Annotated in this window: 22 protein-coding genes and 1 tRNA gene; 19 read left to right on the top strand and 4 right to left on the bottom strand. The window is 64.6% G+C overall.

Annotation, left to right across the window (positions count from 1 at the left end):
- Positions 1-255 precede the first annotated feature (255 nt).
- A complete protein-coding gene (locus QSV46_RS26185) occupies positions 256-468 on the bottom strand; it encodes a hypothetical protein (RefSeq protein WP_314958253.1) in 213 nt (70 codons plus the stop codon).
- A 122-nt stretch (positions 469-590) separates the two neighbouring features.
- Here QSV46_RS26185 and QSV46_RS26180 point away from each other — a divergent pair, with 122 nt between their 5' ends.
- The 3 genes from QSV46_RS26180 to pepT all read left to right on the top strand — a co-directional run bounded on the left by QSV46_RS26180 (position 591) and on the right by pepT (position 2848).
- Positions 591-923: a hypothetical protein gene (locus QSV46_RS26180; RefSeq protein ID WP_314958251.1), complete on the top strand. Its 333-nt coding sequence runs from the start codon at positions 591-593 to the stop codon at positions 921-923.
- Between the two features lie 254 nt (positions 924-1177).
- Complete coding sequence (locus tag QSV46_RS26175; protein WP_314958248.1) at positions 1178-1492, top strand: HU family DNA-binding protein; 315 nt, start codon at positions 1178-1180, stop codon at positions 1490-1492.
- A 105-nt stretch (positions 1493-1597) separates the two neighbouring features.
- Positions 1598-2848 carry a peptidase T gene (gene pepT / locus QSV46_RS26170; protein WP_314958246.1) on the top strand — a complete coding sequence of 417 codons (1251 nt, stop codon included), beginning with the start codon at positions 1598-1600 and terminating at the stop codon, positions 2846-2848.
- A 52-nt stretch (positions 2849-2900) separates the two neighbouring features.
- Here the strand turns inward: pepT and QSV46_RS26165 are convergent, their stop codons facing one another.
- Positions 2901-3794: a hypothetical protein gene (locus tag QSV46_RS26165; RefSeq protein WP_314958244.1), complete on the bottom strand. Its 894-nt coding sequence runs from the start codon at positions 3792-3794 to the stop codon at positions 2901-2903.
- A gap of 384 nt (positions 3795-4178) precedes the next feature.
- Between QSV46_RS26165 and QSV46_RS26160 the strand changes: the two genes are divergently transcribed.
- The 9 genes from QSV46_RS26160 (at position 4179) to QSV46_RS26120 (ending at position 16656) form a co-directional block, all read left to right on the top strand.
- Complete coding sequence (locus QSV46_RS26160; protein WP_314958242.1) at positions 4179-4553, top strand: hypothetical protein; 375 nt, start codon at positions 4179-4181, stop codon at positions 4551-4553.
- A gap of 127 nt (positions 4554-4680) precedes the next feature.
- Positions 4681-5079, top strand: a complete 399-nt coding sequence (locus QSV46_RS26155) for a FixH family protein (protein ID WP_314958240.1) — start codon at positions 4681-4683, stop codon at positions 5077-5079.
- The gene (locus QSV46_RS26150; protein ID WP_314958239.1) at positions 5076-6518 is read left to right on the top strand and encodes an efflux RND transporter periplasmic adaptor subunit; all 1443 of its coding nucleotides are present in this window, start codon (positions 5076-5078) and stop codon (positions 6516-6518) included. The genes QSV46_RS26155 and QSV46_RS26150 overlap by 4 nt, the downstream gene beginning before the upstream one ends.
- The gene (locus QSV46_RS26145; protein ID WP_314958237.1) at positions 6515-9673 is read left to right on the top strand and encodes a CusA/CzcA family heavy metal efflux RND transporter; all 3159 of its coding nucleotides are present in this window, start codon (positions 6515-6517) and stop codon (positions 9671-9673) included. The genes QSV46_RS26150 and QSV46_RS26145 overlap by 4 nt, the downstream gene beginning before the upstream one ends.
- A gap of 147 nt (positions 9674-9820) precedes the next feature.
- Positions 9821-10183 carry a hypothetical protein gene (locus QSV46_RS26140; protein WP_314958235.1) on the top strand — a complete coding sequence of 121 codons (363 nt, stop codon included), beginning with the start codon at positions 9821-9823 and terminating at the stop codon, positions 10181-10183.
- Between the two features lie 55 nt (positions 10184-10238).
- Positions 10239-11513 carry a divalent metal ion exporter subunit IhpA gene (gene ihpA, locus QSV46_RS26135; RefSeq protein WP_314958234.1) on the top strand — a complete coding sequence of 425 codons (1275 nt, stop codon included), beginning with the start codon at positions 10239-10241 and terminating at the stop codon, positions 11511-11513.
- Positions 11510-12487: a divalent metal ion exporter adaptor subunit IhpB gene (gene ihpB, locus QSV46_RS26130; RefSeq protein WP_314958231.1), complete on the top strand. Its 978-nt coding sequence runs from the start codon at positions 11510-11512 to the stop codon at positions 12485-12487. The genes ihpA and ihpB overlap by 4 nt, the downstream gene beginning before the upstream one ends.
- Positions 12480-15692 (top strand): CusA/CzcA family heavy metal efflux RND transporter, encoded by a 3213-nt coding sequence (locus QSV46_RS26125; protein WP_314958229.1) that lies wholly within the window; start codon positions 12480-12482, stop codon positions 15690-15692. The genes ihpB and QSV46_RS26125 overlap by 8 nt, the downstream gene beginning before the upstream one ends.
- A 1-nt stretch (position 15693) precedes the next feature.
- Positions 15694-16656, top strand: coding sequence for a cation diffusion facilitator family transporter (locus tag QSV46_RS26120; RefSeq protein ID WP_314958227.1), 963 nt, complete (start codon positions 15694-15696; stop codon positions 16654-16656).
- 217 nt (positions 16657-16873) lie between these two features.
- On the opposite strand, the gene QSV46_RS26115 is transcribed toward QSV46_RS26120, so the two are convergent.
- Complete coding sequence (locus QSV46_RS26115) at positions 16874-17734, bottom strand: class I SAM-dependent methyltransferase (protein ID WP_314958225.1); 861 nt, start codon at positions 17732-17734, stop codon at positions 16874-16876.
- A 206-nt stretch (positions 17735-17940) separates the two neighbouring features.
- Here QSV46_RS26115 and QSV46_RS26110 point away from each other — a divergent pair, with 206 nt between their 5' ends.
- From QSV46_RS26110 to QSV46_RS26080, 7 genes are all read left to right on the top strand, one after another.
- Positions 17941-18297 (top strand): hypothetical protein, encoded by a 357-nt coding sequence (locus QSV46_RS26110; protein WP_314958223.1) that lies wholly within the window; start codon positions 17941-17943, stop codon positions 18295-18297.
- 350 nt (positions 18298-18647) lie between these two features.
- Positions 18648-18723, top strand: a tRNA-Val gene (locus QSV46_RS26105).
- Positions 18724-18791: 68 nt separating this feature from the next.
- Positions 18792-18929, top strand: coding sequence for a hypothetical protein (locus QSV46_RS26100; RefSeq protein WP_314958221.1), 138 nt, complete (start codon positions 18792-18794; stop codon positions 18927-18929).
- Between the two features lie 414 nt (positions 18930-19343).
- The gene (locus QSV46_RS26095; protein ID WP_314958219.1) at positions 19344-19556 is read left to right on the top strand and encodes a hypothetical protein; all 213 of its coding nucleotides are present in this window, start codon (positions 19344-19346) and stop codon (positions 19554-19556) included.
- Positions 19557-19696: 140 nt separating this feature from the next.
- Entirely contained in the window at positions 19697-20089 is a 393-nt protein-coding gene (locus QSV46_RS26090; RefSeq protein ID WP_314958627.1) for a response regulator, read from the top strand.
- Between the two features lie 15 nt (positions 20090-20104).
- Entirely contained in the window at positions 20105-20518 is a 414-nt protein-coding gene (locus tag QSV46_RS26085; protein ID WP_314958217.1) for a hypothetical protein, read from the top strand.
- A gap of 330 nt (positions 20519-20848) precedes the next feature.
- Entirely contained in the window at positions 20849-21040 is a 192-nt protein-coding gene (locus QSV46_RS26080; RefSeq protein WP_314958215.1) for a hypothetical protein, read from the top strand.
- Positions 21041-21520: 480 nt separating this feature from the next.
- Here QSV46_RS26080 and QSV46_RS26075 read toward each other — a convergent pair.
- Positions 21521-21723 (bottom strand): hypothetical protein (locus QSV46_RS26075; protein WP_314958213.1); only part of this gene is annotated, 203 nt, incomplete at its 5' end.

Here is a 21723-nt window from a genome sequence, read left to right as displayed (position 1 = left end):
CGAAAGAGACGCGGGCAACTCGATGACTTGCCACTTATCCTCGACCAGACGCGCGCCCTAGTCGAAATGAGCCGGGCAGTCATAGAACGAAGCCAGCGGTTCTTACGGCGGTCTCAATTGAACTTAGAGAGGCCAAGACACTACAATCACGACTTCGAAGATGGACGAAAGTCATTTCAGGCGAAGGCCTATCCTCCGAGACGCCTCCAATGCCGTGATCATCGCATATTCGCGAGTCCGCGCCTAGACGCTCAGTTATGACGCTTCTGTTGTTTCGGACAGACCGCTCCTGAGCCGCTGGGCTTCGTCTCTCATCAGAGCGGCAAGCCTGTCCAATTGACTAGCTAATCCGGTGAAGGTCCTTGCGATGTTCTTCTGCAACATTGCTCGTTGCACAGACACATCGGATAATTGGGCAAGGGCCTTGTATTCAATCGCGAGTTCTTGACATTTGGCGGCGTCAAACATGCTTTCTCCCGACAAATAAATGGAAAGCAACATCTCTGCGTACAATCGGTGTAGGGTACTGAATTGACCGGGAATCGCAAGCTGTGTCCCGTCAATAGGTTAATTGGCGTGGAGCTTGTCGAGTGGCGTTGCGTCGCGAAAAGCAGAAGACGATCGGGACCAAGGCGCCCTTCCCGGGCTTCATCGCGCCCGTGCTCGCCGAGCAGGTCGACCGCGTCCGGCGCGGAGAGTGCTGGATCCACGAGATCAAGTACGACGGCTATCGCGGCCAGCTCCTGCCAACCATGACGTCAAGATTTTCGCCCGCAACGGGTGGACTGGACCTGCTCTATCGCGACGGCCGCGACCTGCGCCGCCTGGTCCTGCTCGAGCGCAAGGCCGCGCTGAAGCAGCTGATCGCGGGCACGCCGATCGCTTACAGCGAGCATTTCGATATCGAGGGCGGCTTGGGATGAACCAGGAGCAGGCGGGAATGGCTGGGCTGATTGAGGTAAAAGCCCCAGTCCCTCGCGCCATTTTGGCAATCCCTTCATAGTCTTAGCCCGAACTTCTCGACGCCTTTCGCGGCTGCACCGGCTTTTCCGGCCCCTTGGGGAACTCGCGGCATAGTCAGCCTGCGCCCGAATCGTCTACGCCTTCCAGGAACTTAGAGGGATCCCCACGCTTTCCCGACTTTTCCGGGGCTTCCCCGTCATTGAGGAGGCCAGACATGGCTAAGAAGGATTCGGCGAAGAAGCCACCCGCTCCGGCCACGATCACGCTCAAGCACCTTGCCGCCGACATCGCGGAGAGCCAGGACCTCTCGAAGAAGCGCGCCGAGGCCGTCCTCACCGACATGGTCGAGCTGATCACCAAGCACCTCAAAAAGGGCGACCGCGTCCGTATCGTCGGGCTCGGCATCCTCCAGGTCCGCAAGCGCGCCGCCCGCACCGGCCGCAACCCGGCGACCGGCGAGGCGATCCACATCAAGGCCAGCAAGAAGGTTGCCTTCCGCCCCGTCAAGGAACTGAAAGAGGCGATCTGAGACTACGTTTCATTAAGCCTGATCCGGCCTCGTTCCGGCCGCAACGCTGGCGCCGTTTTCTGATATACCGCCTGCTTCCCTAAAAGCCCCGGCGGTTTGATCAGAATGTCCTTCCTCACCTTCACGCATACCGTGACCGAGCGCTTCCTGCGCTACGTCACCATCGATACCCAGTCCGATCCGGACTCCCCGGCTTCGCCCTCGACCGAGAAGCAGAAAGACCTCGGCCGCGTGCTCGTCGCCGAGCTGAAGGCCATCGGCATCGCGGATGCCCATCTCGATGATTACGGCTATGTCTACGGAACGATCCCGGCCAACACCGACAAAAAGGTGCCGGTGATCTGCTTCTGCTCGCACATGGACACTTCGCCCGACGTCACCGGAAAGGACGTCAAGCCGCAGATGGTGAAGAACTATCGCGGCGGCGACATCGTGCTGCCCGGCGACGCCAGCCAGGTGATCCGCTTCGCCGAGCATCCCGCGCTGAAGAACCAGATCGGCAACGACATCATCACCACCGACGGCACCACATTGCTTGGCGCCGACAACAAGGCCGGCGTCGCCGAGATCATGGATGCCGCGTATTTCTTCATCAACAACCCCGATGTGAAGCACGGCACCATCAAGATCCTGTTCACGCCCGACGAGGAGATCGGCCGCGGCGTCGACAATGTCGACATCAAGAAGCTCGGCGCCGATTTCGGCTACACCATGGACGGCGAAAGCGCCGGCTGCGTCGAGGACGAGACCTTCTCCGCCGACGGCGCCACCATCACCATCAACGGCGTCAGCGCCCATCCCGGCTACGCCAAGGGCAAGATGGAGCATGCGATCAAGATCGCGGCCGCCATCGTCGAGCGCCTGCCCAAGGAAGGCTGCTCGCCGGAGACGACCTCAGGCAAGCAGGGCTTCCTGCATCCGATCGGCATCGAGGGCGCGCTGGAGCAGGCGACACTGTCCTTCATCGTGCGCGACTTCACCGAGGAGGGGCTGAAGGAGAAGGAGGATCTGCTCGAGGGCATCGTCAAGGACGTGATGAAGGACTATCCGCGCTCGACCTACACGTTCGAGGTGCGGGAGCAGTACCGCAACATGAAGCAGGTGATCGACCGTCATCCGCACATCCTCGAATACGCCATCGAGGCGATCCGCCGCGCCGGCTTGCGCCCGATGCGCACAGCGATCCGCGGCGGCACCGACGGCTCGCGCCTGTCCTTCATGGGCCTGCCCTGCCCCAACATCTTCGCCGGCGAGCACGCATTTCATTCGCGGCTCGAATGGGTCAGCCGTCAGGACATGGAGAAGGCGGTGCAGACCATCGTGCACCTCGCCATGATCTGGGAGGAGAAGGCCTAGCCACTCGTCAAAGTCATGTGGCCGGGATTGCTCCCGGCCATCATTCTGCATGTTACGGCACCGGCATCGCGCGTGGAGTGCGATGGAAGCGGTTCGAGCTTGCCATCCAGTTCGGCAATGGCTCGCCGTCGCGGTGCCGTCCGCCGGCAACAGCCGCCGCCCAGGCCACCGCAGCGCCGATCAGCGTCGCCGCGGCGACGGAGAAAGCCACGATGATGGAGTTGCGCCGCGCCCGATTGATGGCGGTCTTTGAGTCTGCGATCAGCGCATCGACCCGGCGTTCCGAGTCGGCCGGCGCGAGCCCCGTGAGCGCGGCCACCTGCTGCACGAGATACGTCCGGTCATCGGTGCTGACACCGCTGTGGCTCGATGACGTCATCAGGATGCGTCCCGCTTCGGCGCGAGCTTCCCTGAGGTCCGTGTTGGGGGGCCGCCGCGGTGCTCGAAACAGCTTGTCCAGCTCGTAACTCAACAGAGGCTCGGCGGCGGACATATTACTGGCCGAACTGCGCATCGGCGAACGGTCAATCGCCGCTGCGCCGAGCATGGCGAGCAGAGCGGCACCAAGCAGCACGGCGAGCGCCCAGGACATCAGGCCATGCAGCCCGTCCCGCCGTTCGCCGTCGTCTTCGATCGTCGTGATCGCCGGCGCTGGTCGCGTCGTCCGGCCGGCGACATAGCCGCCAAAGCCGAAGCTGATAATCGCCTGGATGATCAGATACAGTCCCGACAGCAGCGCCAGCGCCGCCGATGCATCCCGCCACGTCGGCGAGGCCGAGCTGACACCGAGGCCGACGGCAACGCCAAAGCCGATCAGGATGAACGACATCGCACCGGCGGCCAACGCACCTGCGATGATCGAGCTCCACTGGATGCTTCGGCGTTCCTCGGCAGCGACGCCGTTGCCTTCCATGATCTCTTCCCGTATCAGAGTTTCCATCGCCATCGCCGCTCTCTCAGCGCAGGCCGAAGAACGACAAGATCGCCATGATCACGACGATCAAGCCGATCAGATAAATCAGTCCGTCCATCGTCCCATCCTCCTCATATGCTCCGGGGCGCTAATGAGAGGGGGAGACAAACGTTCCTATTTTTCTGCCGCTGGCAGGAACGAACCCCGCAGCTGCGGGTTGGGTATGCGAGTCCCAAGGATGAAGATTGTGAGCACAAGGCCTCAGCCGGTTGCCCCCGGCTGGGGCCTTTCCGCATTTTGCAACCGCGTGCCCGTCCCTTGCCTATCCTGTGTTAACCATCCCCGGGACGCGCTTGCATGGCTAAATCGTGAAGCTGCCCGATTTGCGGGTTCCGCGCCGACGTGCGACAATGGCGCATGCGCCTGAAACGGTTCGCCAACGCCGTCGTGATGCTGCTGGTCGCCGCCGGGCTGCTGCTCGCGCCGCTTGCGACCGCTGCATCCGCCATGCCGGTATCGGGTGCCGGCAGCGGCCTGCCGGCCATGTCCGATGACATGCAGGCGACGTCGGACGACATGCCCTGCTGTCCGGACCAGACCAAGAGCAAGACCTGCGATTCCTGTCCGTTCGTCGCGCTGTGCATGCTGAGCCTGTCGCTCGCCGCTCCGTCCGGCGCGAGCTCGGTGGTCGCGCGCCAGCCGCAGCGGAGCGCGCTTGCCCTGAGCAGCGATCGCTTGCGCGACGGACTCGCGGCAAAGCCGCCCGACCATCCCCCTCGACCCCAGGCCTGATCGGCGCTGACGCGCCCGATGATCGTGCGCGCAGACATCTGCGTGCACGCCATTTCCTGTCGCCTTGCTGCATCCCGGCTCGCCGCATGTAGCCCGGCGGCTCCATCAGACCTATCGAGGAATTGAAATGACCATGTCCAACCTAGCGCGTGCCGCCATGGCCGCGCTGATCGGCGCTGCGTTCACCGGTGCCGCCCATGCCGAAATCAAGAACTTTGAGTTCCAGCTCACCCAGCCGACCGTCAAGGCCGGCGCCGATCGCATCGTGACCGTGCGGCTGGTCGACAAGACCAGCGGCAAAGCGGTACCCGACGCCGTGATCTTCGCCAGCCGGCTCGACATGGCCCCTGACGGCATGCAGGAGATGGTGACCAAGGTGACACCGATGCCGGGCACCGAACCCGGGACCTACCGCTTCAAGGCCAATTTCAGCATGGCCGGACGCTGGCAGCTCTCGCTCGGCGCCAAGGTGCAGGGCGAGACCGGCACGGTCGAGAACAAGCTCGTCGTCACGGCCGAGAAATGACCCGCCTCGCCTTCGTCGGCGCTGCCGCTGCGATCCTCGCAGCGGCAGGTGCCGCGCTGCTCGCTGGCGGCGGTCTGCGACCGCAACCAGAGTCAAGCATCCTTGCTGCCGCCGCCCATGCGGCGGACGCGGGCTCAGCAGTCTATTTCAAGGACCCCGACGGCAAGCCCTTCTACTCGCTCACACCGAAGAAGACGGTTGACGGCCGCGACTACCGTGCCGTTCGCGCGAGCGAGGACGTCAGCTTCGATACGCCCGACCCGGCGCCCGAGGTGATGACGGCCGACACCGGGGCCGAGCGCAAGATCAAGTACTACCGCAACCCGATGGGCCTGCCGGACACCTCGCCGGTGCCGAAGAAGGACTCGATGGGGATGGACTACATTCCCGTCTACGAAGGCGAGGACAGCGACGACGGTTCGGTCAAGCTGTCGCCCGCCAAGATCCAGCGCAGCGGCGTCAGATCCGAACCGGCCGAATTGCGCCGGATCAGAATGCTGGTGCGGGCGCCCGGCACCATCCAGCTCGACGAACGCCGAATCTCGGTGGTTGCGATGCGCGCCGAGAGCTTTGTGCAGAAGGTCGCCGACGTCACCACCGGCAGCCGCGTGACCAAGGGGCAGCCGTTGATGGAAATCTACAGCTCGGCGGTCTCGTCCGCGGCGGCCGAATATCTCGCGACCATCACCTCGAAGACGATTGCGGGCATCGAGCCCTATGGCCGCGGCTCGCGCCAGCGCCTCGTCAATCTCGACGTCCCCGAGCCGGTCATCTCCGAGATGGAGAAGAGCCACTCGGTTCCGATCGTCATCCAATGGTCGGCGCCGCGCGACGGCGTCGTGCTCCAGCGCAACGCGATCGAGGGCATGCGCGCCCAGCCCGGCGACGTGCTGTTCCGCATCGCCGACATCTCGCAAGTATGGGCAACCGTCGATATCGCCGAACGTGACCTCGGCAACATCACCATCGGCCAGCCGGTCACGATCAGGGCCCGCAGCTATCCCGGCAGGGATTTCAAGGCGCTGATCAGCGTCATCTATCCGCAGGTGAACAAGGAGACCCGCACCGCGCGGGTGCGAATCGAGCTGGCGAATGCCGATTTCGCGCTGCTTCCCGACATGTACGTCGATGCCGAGATCGAAACCGGCACCCCGGCGCCGGTCCTCAGCGTCGCCGAGAGTGCGGTGCTTGACACCGGTAGCCGGCAGACCGTGCTGGTGGACAAGGGCCAGGGCCGCTTCGAGCCACGCGAGGTCAAGCTCGGGCGGCGCGGCGACGGCCATGTCGAGATCCGCGATGGTCTTGCCGAGGGCGATGCGGTCGTCACCTCCGCCAACTTCCTGATCGACGCCGAGAGCAATCTGAAGGCGGCGCTCAAAGCCTTTTCCGATGCCGGCAACGCGCGCGACGGCGACAAGGCGACGGGAGCGAAGCCATGATCGCACGCCTCATCGCCTGGTCGGCGCACAACCTGCTGCTGGTGCTGTTCGGCACCGGCTTTGCCGCTGCGGCCGGCCTCTACGCACTGCTCCATTTGCCGCTGGACGCCATCCCCGATCTCTCCGACACCCAGGTCATCGTCTACACCGAATATCCGGGACAGGCGCCGCAGGTGATCGAGGACCAGGTCACCTATCCCCTCACCACCGCGATGCTGACGGTGCCGAAGTCGAAGGTGGTGCGCGGCTTCTCGTTCTTCGGCGTCTCCTTCGTCTACGTCATCTTCGAGGACGGCACCGACATCTACTGGGCGCGCTCGCGCGTGCTCGAATTCCTCAACGGCGCGGCCTCGCGGCTGCCCGCCGGTGTCACCCCGACGATCGGTCCCGACGCCACCGGCGTCGGCTGGGTCTACCAATATGCCGTGATGTCCAGGGAGCTGAACCTCGCGGAGACGCGAACGATCCAGGACTGGAACCTGAAATTCGCGCTCGCCAAGGCGGAAGGAGTCGCGGAGGTCGCCTCCGTCGGCGGCTTCGTCAAGCAGTACAACGTCATTCTCGATCCGCAGCGCATGCGTGACCTCGGCATCACCATGGTGAAGGTGCGCGACGCGGTCCGCGCCAGCAACGCCGATGTCGGCGGCCGCACCGTCGAGCTTTCCGAATTCGAATATGTCATCCGCGGCAAGGGCTATCTCAGAAGCGCCGACGACATCGGCAACATCGTGCTGAAAACCGACAACGGGACGCCGGTCAAGCTGCGCGACGTCGCCCGCGTCGAGCTCGGCCCCGACGAGCGGCGCGGCATCGCCGAGCTCAACGGCGAGGGCGAGGTGGCGAGCGGCATCGTGCTCCAGCGCTTCGGCAAGAATGCGCTCGACGTGATCGAGAACGTCAAGGAGCGGTTCAGGCAGATCGCGACCAGCCTGCCGAAGTCGGTCGAGATCGTTCCGGTCTATGACCGCTCGAACCTGATCTATGCCGCCATCGACACGCTGAAGCATACGCTGGTCGAGGAGAGCATCGTCGTCGCGCTCGTCTGCATGGTGTTCCTGCTGCATGTGCGCAGCGCGCTGGTCGCGATCCTGATGCTTCCCGTCGGCGTGCTGATGGCGTTCGGCGCGATGAAGCTGTTCGGAATCGGATCCAACATCATGAGCCTCGGTGGCATCGCCATCGCGATCGGCGCCATGATCGATGCTGCCATCGTCATGATCGAGAACGCGCACAAGCACCTCGAGCGCGCCGATCCCGGCCGCTCGCGCGTCGTGATCCTGATCGAGGCGGCATCGGAGGTCGGCCCGGCGCTGTTCTTCAGCCTCCTGATCATCACCGTGTCGTTCATGCCGATCTTCACGCTGGAATCGCAGGAGGGCCGGCTGTTCAGCCCGCTCGCCTTCACCAAGACCTTTGCGATGGCGGCCGCTGCATTGTTGTCGGTCACCCTGGTGCCGGCGCTGATGATGATCTTCGTCCGCGGCAGGATCATTCCGGAGCACAAGAATCCGATCAACCGCTTCCTGATCTGGATCTACCGCCCGGTCATATCAGGCGTGCTGCGCGCCAAAATCCCGGTGATCCTGCTCGCGATCGGCGTGCTCGCCGCCTCGGTCTGGCCGGCGCGGCAGCTCGGCACCGAGTTCATGCCGAACCTCAACGAAGGCACCCTGCTCTACATGCCGACCACACTGCCCGGCATCTCCGTGACCAAGGCGGCCGAGCTGATGCAGACCCAGGACCGCATCATCCGTTCGTTCCCCGAGGTTGCCTCCGTTTACGGCAAGGCCGGCCGCGCAGCGACCGCGACCGACCCCGCACCGTCGGAGATGTTCGAGACCATCGTCAACCTGAAACCGAAGGAGCAGTGGCGCGCCGGCGTCACCATCGACAGCCTGATCGCCGAGATGGACAAGGCGCTCCAGTTCCCCGGCGTCTCTAATGCCTGGACCATGCCGATCAAGGCGCGCATCGACATGCTCTCGACCGGCATTCGCACGCCCGTTGGCGTCAAGGTCATCGGCACCGATCTCGCCGGCATCGACAAGCTTGCAAGGCAGGTCGAGCAGGTGCTGAAGGCCGTGCCCGGCACCTCCTCGGCCTATGCCGAGCGCAGCCTCGGCGGCTATTATCTCGAGATCACGCCGAACCGCGAGGCGCTGGCGCGCTACGGCATCATGGTGCAGGACGTCCAGGACACCATTGCGACCGCGCTCGGCGGCCAGACGGTGACGACGACGGTCGAGGGCCGCCAGCGCTTCACGGTCAACATGCGCTATCCGCGCGATCTGCGCGACAATCCCAAGGCGATCGCCAGCGACATCCTGGTGCCGATGCCGGCGGGCGGCGCCGTCCCGCTCGGCGAAGTCGCAAGCGTGACGCCCGCGCGCGGTCCGACCTCGATCCGGACCGAGAACGGTCAGCTCGCGACCTACATCTATGTCGATATCCGCGACCGCGACCTCGGCGGCTATGTCGCAGAAGCGCAGCGCGCCGTGCAGACGAGCGTCCAGTTCGCGCCGGGCTATTATCTGGTCTGGAGCGGACAATACGAATATCTCGAACGCGCCACCGCGCGGCTCAAGATCGTGGTGCCGGTGACGCTGCTGGTCATCTTCCTGCTGCTCTACCTCAACTTCCGCTCGGTCACCGAAACCATGATCGTGATGCTCGCGCTGCCGTTCGCCCTGATCGGCGGCCTCTGGCTGATGTGGTGGCTCGGCTTCAACCTGTCGGTCGCCGTCGCCGTCGGCTTCATCGCGCTCGCTGGCGTGGCGGCCGAAACCGGCGTGGTGATGCTGATCTATCTCAACCAGGCGCTCGCCGAGACGAGAGCGCGTTGCGCCCTCGCGGGTCGCTCGCCGACCCGCGAGGATCTCCACGCGGCCATCATGGCGGGCGCCGTCGACCGCGTCCGCCCGAAGATGATGACGGTCGTTGCGATCATGGCCGGCCTGCTGCCGATCATGTGGAGTAGCGGCACGGGCTCGGAGATCATGCAGCGCATCGCCGTGCCCATGATCGGCGGCATGATGTCCTCGACATTGCTGACGTTGATCGTGATCCCCGCGATTTTTGCCCTGGTGAAGGGCTTTGGGCTGCGTTCCGGAGATGGGGCGGTCATGCCGGAGCGGGTGTCGGAAGCTGCCGAATGAGACCACTATCCCCTGCGTTTCGCGAGCCGCTTGCAGTCGCATCCACGCGTGCAGCTGCGGCGTTGAGTTCCGCACACGTAACATTATTGCCGGTCGACACTGTTCCCGGTGCCATGCTACGAACCGGGACGTAACGAGAGCAAATCCGTGACTGCGATCCGCCGGCCAATCCGATTGTTCCGCCTGCGCAACTGGCGCGGGCCGTTGGCTGCGTGCCTCGCAATCACCTATCTGCTGTCGAGCGTATTGCACACGTGCCAATGCCTGGACGTGACCAATCCGTTCGGCCAGCTTGAAATCGCTGCGGCGCCTGGATCAGATTCCGGAGATACAGATAGCAAGACGCTGGCAGCCCATCACTGCCATGGTTGTTTCTCGGTGGTCGTCGCGCAACTCCTGCTGCCTGGCACGATGTCGGAGTTGATGGCCGTTTCGAACCCGCCTCGTCTGACTGTGCTTGCGGGCGTCGTGCCCGATACCGACTCCCCGCCTCCCAAACATCTGACCTGAACGGATCAGCCGGGCGCCGCGTGCGCCCATCGATTCTCCATCACAGGCCCTATTCATGTTTTGCAGGCGAACAGCCGCGCGCGTGGCTTGCGCGATGGCTATTCTCATCAGCCCATCCCTGGTGCTGCCGTCTCACGCCCAGACTTTGACGATGCGGAGCGCCCTGTCGCGCGCGCTGGCCGCGAGCCCGCGGCTCACCGCAGCGGAGCGCGACGTCGGCATCGCCACCGGCCAGCGCATCCAGGCAGGCGCCCTGCTCAATCCGGAACTGTCCTATGAACAGGACAATTCGTTCGGGTCGGGCATGTATCGCGGCACAAGATCGGCCGAGACCACGCTCCAGATCAGCCAGGCCTTCGAGCTGTTCGGCAAGCGCGACGCGCGGATCGCCGCAGGCGCAGCCGGCATCGAGGTCGCCGCGGTCCAGCGCAAGGCCGTCAGGCTGGAGGTGCTGTCGGAGACCGCGATCGCCTTCCTCAGCGTGCTCGGCGCGCAGCGGCGCATCCAGATCCTCGACGAGCAGATTGCCGCGATCGACCGGCTGACACCGCTGCTGCGACGCCGCGTCGAGGCCGGAGCCTCCTCGCCGGCCGAGACCGGCCGCGCCGAGGTCGCCTCCGCCCTGGTGAAAGCCGACCGCGAGCGCTTCAAGGCGACGCTGGCGAGCGCGCGGCGCGAGCTTGCGGTGCTGATGGGCGATCCCGCGGCGAAATTCGGTGAGGTCTCCGGCCGGCTCGACACCATGGGCAAGACGCCGACGTTCCAGTCGGTCGTCGCCGCCATCGATGCCAATCCGCAGCTGGTGCGCTGGACGGCCGTCTATGCCCAGCGCAATGCCGAATTGTTGATGGCTCGGCTCAGGCCCTATCCCGACGTGCGGATCGCCGCCGGCTGGCGCCATTTCAACGAGACCAATGACGACGCGGCGCGCCTGACCGTCTCGGTGCCGATCCCCGTGTTCGACCAGAACCAGGGCAACATCCTCTCGGCGCAGGAGAGCCTCGCCAAGACCGGGGCCGAGCGCGAGGCCAACCGCAACACGCTGATCGTGGTCGCCGGCCGTGCCTACGATTCGCTGCAGGGCTCGCGACGCGAACTCGCCGTGCTGCGCGAGACCGCGATCCCCAAGGCCGTCGAAGCCTCCGAGGCGATCGCGCAAGGCTACGGCCAGGGTCGCTTCACCCTGCTCGAGGTGCTCGACGCCCAGGCGAGCGTTACCCAGGCCCGCCTGCGCGAACAGGAGGCGCTGCAGAATTTCCATGCGGGGGTCGCGACCATCGAAGGTCTCGTCGGCAATCCTTTCACGCTGGCGCGGGAGAGCGCACGATGAAAACGTCCTCCACCATCCTCATTGCCATCGTTGCCGCCGCGCTCGGCGCTTACGGCTATTCCCTGCTCGCTCCGGCCGGGATCGCGCGCACCGAGCATGCCGAGCATTCCGAACAGAAGAAGTCGAGCGATCATGTCGAGCAGGACGAGCACGGCGCCGACCGCATCCGCATCTCCGACGTCAAGCTGGCCGCCGCCGGCGTGGTGCTGGCTGAGGCCGCAAGCGCGACGCTGACCGATACGCTGTCCTTCAACGGCATCCTGCGCGCCAACCAGGAGGCGGTCGTTCAGGTCACACCCCGCTTTCCCGGAATTGCAAAATCGATCCAGAAGCGCATCGGCGACAAGGTCGGCAAGGACGATCTGCTCGCCGCGATCGAGAGCAACCAGAGCCTCACCGTCTACGAGCTCAAGGCGCCGCTCGCCGGCACCATCATCGAGCGGCAGATCTCGCTCGGCGAATACGCTTCCGAGCAGAAGCCGGCCTTCGTCGTCGCCGACCTCTCCACCATCTGGGTCGATCTGTCGATCTACCGGCAGGACCTGCGGCGCGTGCGGCTCAATGATGAAGTCCTGATCGATCCCGACGACGGCCGCGGCGAGATCAAGGGCACGATCTCCTACATGGCACCGATCGGCTCGAGCGAGACCCAGACCGCGCTGGCCCGCGTGGTGTTGCCAAACCCGGATGGACGGCTGCGTCCCGGCCTGTTCGTCACGGCGCGCCTGATCCTCACCGCACGCAATGTCGCGGTCGCCGTCCGCCGGAGCGCGATCCAGACGCTGGAGAACAGGACCATCGTCTTTGTCCGCGAGGACGGCGATAAGATCGAGGCGCGCCCCGTCGAGCTCGGGGATTCCGATCCGCGCCATGTCGAGATCAAAGCGGGCCTTTCGGCCGGCGAGCATTACGTCGCGGAGAACAGCTTCGTCGTGAAGGCGGAGATGGGCAAGGGCGAGGCCGAGCATGATTGAGCGCCTCATCGCAATTTCGCTTCAGCAACGCTGGCTGGTCCTGCTGCTCGCGCTCGGCGCCCTCGCCTTCGGAGCCTGGAATTTCCAGCGGCTGCCGATCGACGCCGTCCCCGACATCACCAACGTCCAGGTCCAGATCAACACCCGCGCGCCCGGCTATTCGCCGCTGGAGACCGAGCAGCGCATCACCTTCCCCGTCGAGACCGCGATGGGCGGCCTGCCCAAGCTCGACTACACCCGCTCGCTGTCGCGCTACGGCCTGAGCCAGGTGACGATCGTGTTCGAGGACGGCACCGATATCTACTTTGCCCGCCAACTCGTGGGCGAGCGCATCCAGCAGGTGAAGGACCAGCTTCCTTCCGGCGTCGAGGTCGCGATGGGTCCGGTCTCGACCGGGCTCGGTGAAATCTTCATGTACACCGTCGAGGCCAAGGCGGGCGCGAGGACGCAAGGCGGTCACGACTATTCGCTGACCGATTTGCGCACCGTGCAGGACTGGATCATCCGGCCGCAGCTTCGCAATGTGCCGGGGGTAATCGAGGTCAACACCATCGGCGGCTTCGAGCGGCAATTCCACGTGCTGCCGGACCCCGGCAAGCTGATGGCCTACCGGCTCGGCTTTCGCGACGTCATGACGGCGCTAGCTGCCAACAATGCCAATGTGGGCGCCGGCTATATCGAGCGCAATGGCGAGCAGTATCTGGTTCGTTCCCCGGGCCAGGTCGGCAATATCAGCGAGATCCAGGACATCGTGATCGGCTCGCGCGGCGGCAATCCCGTCAGGATCAGGGATGTTGCGAGGGTCACGGAAGGTCGCGATCTGCGCACCGGAGCGGCGACGCGCGACGGCGAGGAAACCGTGCTCGGCACCGCCATGCTACTGATCGGCGAGAACAGCCGCACGGTGGCGCGCCGTGTAGCAGCCCGTCTCGAGGAGATCGCCAAATCGCTGCCCGACGGCGTCGTGACGCGAACCGTCTACGACCGCACCCATTTGGTCGAGGCGACCATCCGCACGGTGCAGAACAACCTGCTGGAAGGGGCGGCGCTGGTCGTGGCCGTGCTGTTCCTGATCCTCGGAAACATCCGCGCGGCACTGGTGGTGGCCTGCGTCATTCCCCTGTCCATGGCCATGACCATCACCGGCATGGTCGAAACCAAAGTCAGCGCGAACCTGATGAGCCTCGGCGCGATCGACTTCGGCATCATCGTCGACGGCGCCGTGATCATCGTCGAGAATTGCCTGCGCACGCTGGCCGTGGCCCAGCGCGAGAAAGGCGGCCTGCTCACGACCTCCGAACGGCTGCGCGCGATCCTGCGCGGCTCGCGCGAGGTCATCAAGCCGAGTCTGTTCGGAACGCTGATCATCGCGGTGGTCTATCTGCCCGTGCTGACGCTGACCGGCGTCGAAGGCAAGATGTTCACGCCGATGGCACTGACCGTGCTGATGGCGCTGGCCGCGGCCGTGCTGTTCTCCATCACCTTCGTGCCGGCGGCGGTCGCTGTCTTCGTCACCGGCAGGGTGTCGGAACACGAAAACCTGTTCATGCGGTTGGCCAAGCGCGCTTATCTCCCCCTGCTCCGTTTTGCAGTCGACAACCGGGCCGCGGTCGCGATCATGGCTGCCATCATCGTGGTTGCGAGCGGTATCGCCGCTGCGCGCATGGGCGGCGAGTTCATTCCGAGCCTGGACGAAGGCGACGTCGCGCTGGCCTCGATCCGGATTCCCGGCACCAGCCTCACGCAGTCGCTGGATCTTCAAAAGGCGCTGGAGAAACGCATCACGCAAATCCCCGAGGTGAAGGAATTCTTCACCCGCATCGGCACCGCAGAGATCGCGACCGACCCGATGTCGCCGGCGCAGACCGATGGCTACATCATGCTCAAGCCGCGCGCCGAATGGCCCGATCCGAGCAAGCCCAAATCGGAGGTGATCGAGGCCATCGACAAAGCCGCCGACGACATTCCCGGCAGCGCCTATGAAATCTCCCAGCCGATCCAGTTCCGTGTCAACGAACTGATCTCCGGCGTGCGCAGCGACGTCGGCGTCAAGATCTTCGGCGACGACCTGGACATCCTGCAGGGCGCCGCCAAGCAGGTCGAGGCCGCGATCCGCGGCATCCGCGGCGCCAGCGACGTCAAGATCGAGCAGGTCTCGGGCCTGCCGATCCTCACCGTCCGCCTCGACCGCCAGGCGCTCGCCCGCTACGGCCTAAGCGTCGGTGAGGTGCAGGGTATCGTCGAGATCGCGGTGGGCGGCAAATCGGCCGGCAAGCTGTTCGAGGGCGACCGCCGGTTCGACATCGTCGTGCGCCTGCCGGAGCATCTGCGCGGCAATCTCGATGCGATCCGGGCGATCCCGATCCCGCTGCCACCGAGCGAGGAAGCCAACGCGCCGATCCGGACAACACTGTCCGGATCCGCCCTCGCCCAGATGCGCAATGTGCCGCTGTCGTCGGTCGCCACCGTCGATGCGACGCCCGGCCCGAACCAGATCAGCCGCGAGAACGGCAAGCGGCGCATCGTCGTCACCGCCAATGTCCGCGCGCGCGATCTCGGCTCCTTCGTCACCGAGGCCGAAGCGGCCGTCGCCGAGAAGGTCAAACTGCCGCCGGGCTACTGGATCGGCTGGGGCGGCCAGTTCGAGCAACTGGTCTCCGCCACCAAGCGGCTGACCATCGTGGTGCCGGTGGCGCTTCTGCTGGTATTCCTGCTGCTGTTCATGGGGATGGGATCGGCGGCGGATGCGGCGCTGGTGTTCTCCGGCGTGCCGCTGGCGCTGACCGGCGGCATCGCGGCGCTGCTGCTGCGCGGTATCCCGCTGTCGATCAGCGCCGGCGTTGGCTTCATCGCACTGTCGGGCGTCGCCGTGCTCAACGGGCTCGTCATCATCGCCTTCATCGAGCGGCTGCGCAGCGAGGGGCGGCCCATCGCGGACGCCGTGCGCGAGGGCGCGCTGACGCGGCTGCGGCCGGTGCTGATGACCGCCCTCGTCGCCTCCCTCGGCTTCGTCCCCATGGCGCTCGCCACCGGCGCCGGCGCCGAGGTGCAGCGGCCGCTTGCGACCGTGGTGATCGGCGGCATCATCTCCTCGACCGTGTTGACATTGTTGGTGCTGCCGGCGCTCTACGTGCTGTTCCGCCGTGACGGGGCTGCCGAAACGCCTACAATGGCGCCTGAATTGGCGGCGTCCAGGGAGCGCTAGGTTGGGCAGCCACGACCATTGCGGTCATCACCACCATGACCATGGCGATCATTCGCATGAGCATGGTCACGGCCACGCGCATGTCCATGCGCCCGCCAATTTCGGCAAGGCGTTCGCAATCGGTATTACCCTCAACACGGCGCTGGTCATAGCGGAAGCGGTCTACGGCTATATCGGCAACTCCACGGCTCTGCTCGCGGATGCCGGCCATAACCTTTCCGACGTGCTCGGCCTGGTCGTGGCCTGGGGCGCGTCGATCGCGGCGCGGCGCGCGCCGAGCGGCCGCTTCACCTACGGTTTTCGCGCCTCCACCATCCTGGCAGCACTCGCGAACGCCGTGTTCCTGCTGGTCGCAACCGGCGCGATCGGGTGGGAAGCGATCTTGCGGCTGCGCGAGCCGGAGCCGGTCGCCGGCGTCACCGTGATGGTGGTCGCCGGCATCGGCATCCTCATCAACGGATTTACCGCACTGCTGTTCGCCAGAGGTCGCAAGGACGACATCAATATCGAAGGCGCGTACCTGCACATGGCGGCCGACGCCGCCGTGTCGCTCGGGGTCGTCATCTCGGCGGCGCTGATCATCTGGACCGGCTGGCTCTGGCTCGATCCCGTCACCAGCCTCGTCATCTGCGCCACCATCCTCTGGAGCACCACCAGCCTGCTGCGCAGCTCCATCGACATGTCGATGGCGGCAGCGCCGAAAGGCACCGACCTTGGCGCGATCAAGATGTTTCTGCTGGAGCGGCCCGGCGTCGCGGGAATCCACGATCTCCATGTCTGGCCGATCTCGACCACCGAGACGGCGCTGACCTGTCATCTCGTCATGCCCACCGGAGCCGGCGACGCATTCCTGATGGAGACGGCGCAGCAGCTGAAGGCGTCATTCCGCATCGGCCACACCACGCTTCAGATCGAGACGCATCCGGACAATGGCTGTGCGCTGGCACCGGATGATGTGGTGTGAGGGACAGCGGCTTCAATCTCCACTGTCGTCCCGGACAAGCGCAGCGAAGCGGAGCGCTGATCCGGGACCCGTAACCACAGGAAGTCGTTTGGCGAGGACTCGTAGTTGCCAACCTCACGCCGCAACTTCTCCCTGTGGTTATGGGTCCCCGCCTCCGCGGCGACGACACCGAGCGTGTGTTCAGCGACGTACGTCTGGCGGTGTCGGGTAGCGAACGCTACGCCGCCTTCGCCGTGACGATCCAGATAGCGCCCTGCAACGCCACTGACTGCCCCGTCAGGAACGGCGCGAGCATCTCGCGGATCGAAGCCTTGGCCGCCGCGTAGGTCTCCGGCGGATGGCCTTGCAGCGCGCGGCTGGCCGGACCAATCTGGAGCGCGCCGTCGACGGCGGCGTCGAGACCGCTGCCGATCGCGACATCCATCGCGAGATTATGCGGCTCCATCGCGACGTCGACGAAGCCGCCGCCTTTCAGGATGCGCATCACGCGCTCTTCCGAGGCAAAGGCGAACGGGCCCGGCTCCTCCGGCCCGACCGGCGGCATTTTCGGGACGTGTTTGTAAACCGCCATCAGCGGCGCCATCATCCACGGGTTTTCCTTCGGCTCGCGCCAGCAGGCAAACGCCAGCCGCCCCGACAGCTGCAGTGCCCGGCGGAGATTGGTGAAGGAGGCGATCGGATCGGCGAAGAACATCACGCCGAAGCGCGAGACGAGCAGATCAAAGCTCGCCGGCTCGAACGGATGCACCGTCGCATCCGCGAGCACGAAATCCAGCGGCAGGCCCTTTGGCGCAAACGCGCGCGCCTGCGACAGCATCGGCTCGGAGACGTCGAGCCCGAGCGCGAAGCCGTCGGGCGCGACCGCCTTTGCGAACGCAAATGTCGTCGCACCGGAGCCGCAGCCGACATCGAGCACGCGCTCTCCCGGCCTCGGCACTGCGCGATCGATCAGGACGTCGGCGATCGGCCCGAGCAGGCTCTCCTGCGCCGCGTGGCGATCGGCCCAGCGTTGCCCGCTCGGCCCGTTCCAATAGGCGATCTGGTCGGCGTTCTCAGCGTGTCCGCTCGGCTGTTGCATCGGAACCTCTGTCACTCAGGTCAGGCGACTTCTATCGCCCACCTGACAAACCCAGTCCACTCCTGAACTCGGGAGACTTTCTCGGCCTCAGCTCCTCATCCGTGCGCATTGCGGCCGCATTGGTTTCACCGAACGGCCACATCGGAATCAGACGCCAACCAGATTTCCTCGGTAGCTTCGCCGTTCCTCAAACGGAAAGGCAGACCATGCGCAGCTTCACGGCATCCGTCATCGTTGCAGTTATCTCCCTCGGAACACCGGCTCTGGTGCAGGCACAGGGCGCATCGTCGCAACCCGGCGCGGAACAGCCGTCCGAACAATCCAGCACGGTGATCCGGAGCATACAGGTTGTGGATGTGAAGGAACTGCAGCCGGCAGTGCGCGCGAAGGTCGATGAACTCGTGGCGCAGACAAGCGATCAAGACATCCAGTCGCTTCGGCAGTCCATCGACGCCACACCGCAGGCAGCCTCCGTGCTCAAAGCCAAGGGCCTGAGTTCGTCACAAGTCGTCGCGATCAACATCGCCGACGGCGTCCTGACGATGTTCACCAAGACGGCCTGATATCGGGCGTTTCGGGGCGCTGCGCGGCGGCGAGCACGATCGCCGCCTCCTCGGCCGGACGACAAGCTACGAAAGAGGATTGCCTTGCGCCGGGCTCTCCTGCAGGGCTGCTCGTGTCCGGCATGAAAACCCTGACCGCGCCGCAAACGGAGCCAGTTCGCGGCGCGCTCGGCCCTTGCCTCGACACCCGCCGGGGCGCTAAAGAGGCGCACGTTAAAGAGGCGCACTTGGGCGGTTAGCTCAGCTGGTTAGAGCATCTCGTTTACACCGGGATTGCTCAACGGATGAAGCCATTGAAGTAATTGATGGTTTTTGGCGCGGCGAGCTAGCCGTACCAGATACGACGGCACGGGCGGTTAGCTCAGTTGGTAGAGCGCCTGCTTTACACGCAGGATGTCGGCGGTTCGAGCCCGTCACTGCCCACCAATTCTGAGGCCGGTCCCTCCCCGATGAACCGTCAATTGCCGCCGTCATCGCCTGCGTTTTTATAGGCCATGACCGCGCCCCAACTCACCCGCCGCCGTAACCCCAACCGTGCCGAGGAAGCGTGGCTGGTCTTCTATGGCGTTGTCGAGATCGGTGGCATCTCGGTTCGTGCCGGCCTCCCCCACGATCAGGATCAATGGGGCTGAAGGTGCGGGTTCTATCCCGGCTCTCAGCCCGGCGAGCACCGATATGGTTCTGCCGCCACTTTCGAGCAGGCCCGCGCGGATTTCGAGACGGCCTGGCGCGCGTTCCTGTCCCGTCGCACCGAGGCGGATTTCCAGGCATGGCGCGATCAGCGCGATTGGACCGAGGAGAAGAATCGCTGCTTCTCGCGGGCGAGCGGATGCCGCCGAACTGGCGCCGGCCTGTCGGCGTCTGATCACGGCTGGGGGCGCCCCCTCGACGATCCGATCAAGGGTCCGGGCGGCGGCGTTCCATGTTGGAGGTCAATTCGAGGCGTCTGAGTCCGGCTTTCCGGAGGCGTCCTTCTCGGATCGCTTGCGGATCAGGTTCAGAAAGCCCTGCGCGACGCGGAGCCAAGACGCGCGATCGTAATCGTTATGAGCCCTGTCGGCTTCCTTCTGAGCCTCGGCCGCTCGGCGGCGATATTCGTCATCGTTGCTCATTCGCTCAAGATAGAGCGGAATTGCCGCCCGCCACCTGCCGAAGGCGGTTCACGACCGGTCGGAATGGCAGGCGGCAGCCGAATCGTGCTGCTGGTCGCCGAGCGCGGCGGGCCGGTGATGTTCGCCCGGTATCGGGTCGTGGGATGAGGCCAGCGCGTCATGGCGGTGACGGTCATGGCGGCGACGATGATGTATCCGGAACCGACCTTCCTTATTGTGTTCACTTTTGAACCTTAGCCGGGAGCGCGCCGTCTGATTGTAAGTTGGCGGTCAACGACGGGGCGAACATGCCAGAGGGACCACCACTCATTTTGGTCGTTGAGGACGAATACCCATTGCAGGCTGTGGTCGAGGAAGCGCTCATCGAGGGCGGCTTCGCGACCGACATTCTATCCTCCTCGGAGGAAGCCCTGACTCTCTTCAAGAGCGGGGTGAAAGAGTACCGCGCCCTGGTTGCGGACGTGAACCTCAAGGGCAGGCTCAGCGGCTGGGACTTGGCCAGACAGGTCCGTGAACGAGAGCCGACGTTCCCCGTCGTCTACATGACTGGCGCTTCGGCGAACGATTGGGGGTCCCAAGGGGTCCCAAACAGCATCCTGTTGCAGAAGCCATTCGCACCGGCCCAGCTCGTCACCGCGATCTCGCAGCTCCTCAATCAGGTCCCACCCACGCGCGAGTAAGGACGCGAGCGCGTCATGGTGGTGACAATGATGGCGCGCGGCAGGATAGCCTTCGCCAGAGGACTTTCAGAGCGGGAAGAGAACCGCAGCGCGCCCGCGCGAGGCGCCGACAAGGAAGACCCCCATGGTCGCGTGACCGCGGGATGGAGTTCTTCAGCCCAAGCATTCCGGAACGATCATCGATACCGGCGCTTGGGAGAGGAAATGACCGACAAATCCGTCGTTCTATTTCCCAAGATGATCAAGCCGCTGCGGCTGGCTCGTGTCTACGGGTTCTTGGTCCAGCGCGGAGACGGCCTCTACCATCCAGGTGGCAGCCAGCCGATATGCACGATGTCTCTGGCGCGGAAGATGGTCGAAGGCGGCTGGCTCGAACAGCACGGCCAACGCTATGAGCCGACAGAGCAAGGTCTGCGAGCGGCGGAATGACCCCGGTCAGATCGCAGCGCCGCCCCCAGCCCAAAGAAACGGCCCCAGGCCAAGGTGGCACGACCCAGGGCTGAGGCCGCTTCCGCTATCGAAGAGATACCTCATGCGTCTGAAACGCATGCAGTACCAAGCTTGGCTAATAGGCATCGTTCCTATCAATTGGCGGTCTCTTCATTCCCGTCGCACAGCGGGGCTCGCCCGGTGCCCAAACCCATTGTCGCTTGACTGGTGGCCCGGATTGAATGTTGAAATTGAGTCGGTCAGCGGACAGACACCAATCGTTAATAATGCTCATAATCGGCTATTGCCTTTTCGGGATGGGATAGCCCCATGAATCTGCCATTAAACGTGGCGGCTTCTCCTTTGCGGGAGCAAGCAGCCAACACGCTTCTTCGCGCGCGGAGACTGCCACCTGGGCCGTACCGCAATGATCTGCGCCAATTGGGCGTGGGCCTGCTGCTGCTTTATAAAAAAGGCCTCCGCGCGAATGTTCTGATAGTCGATAAAAGAACAAAGCACTAAGTAGCGAAGCACTGGAAGTAAGGCCGCCTCAGTTGGCGGCCTCTTTTATTTGGCTACCTCGTTTCATAGAGCGACCGAGAACCGCAGCACGCGCGGGATGCCGCAATGCCGCTGTGTCATCGCAATGGCTCTGGTCGAGCCCTCGACCATCGGCACAAGCGCGCCGTCCCGGTCTTTGACGAACTCGCAGACCATCTCGTTGGCGAGGATGCCTGGCCGGGCTCCACCTCGGTCAGGACGTGCCCGGCATCGCGCAGCTCATCCGGCATTCGGAAGTCAAGGAGCGCTTCGTCTGCTCCGCCTGCGGGATGCGCGGCGCGGACGTCCGGCCGGACTGGTGCGCCAAAGGTCTGACCAGCGCATCGGTAAGCCTCGACCAAGACCGCACGGCGCCTGAGTCGGTACTTTTCCGGGCTGTAGATTTTCGCCGGTCTTAATATTCTGGCGAACGATCGCTCTGATGATTGGAGACCTCGACCATCAAGCAGAAGTCATCGCCGCGATGCAGAAGGCGATCGCCGCGACCTGTCCCGCCGAGCGGTTGATATAGCGCGACAATCTGGATGGGAAGCGCGCGACAATCAGGATGGCGAGTGGGTGTCGCGGCGAGGTGATGATTGCCGCGATGATTGTCGCGCGCAAGAGTTTTGTTCGCTCTGATTGTCGCGGAGCGTCAATCAGCG

The organism is Bradyrhizobium cosmicum (assembly GCF_032290525.1).
In the GTDB taxonomy this organism is placed as follows: domain Bacteria; phylum Pseudomonadota; class Alphaproteobacteria; order Rhizobiales; family Xanthobacteraceae; genus Bradyrhizobium; species Bradyrhizobium cosmicum_A.
Note: the sequence above shows the minus strand (reverse complement) of the source record. Positions and strands in the feature narration are given on the sequence as shown.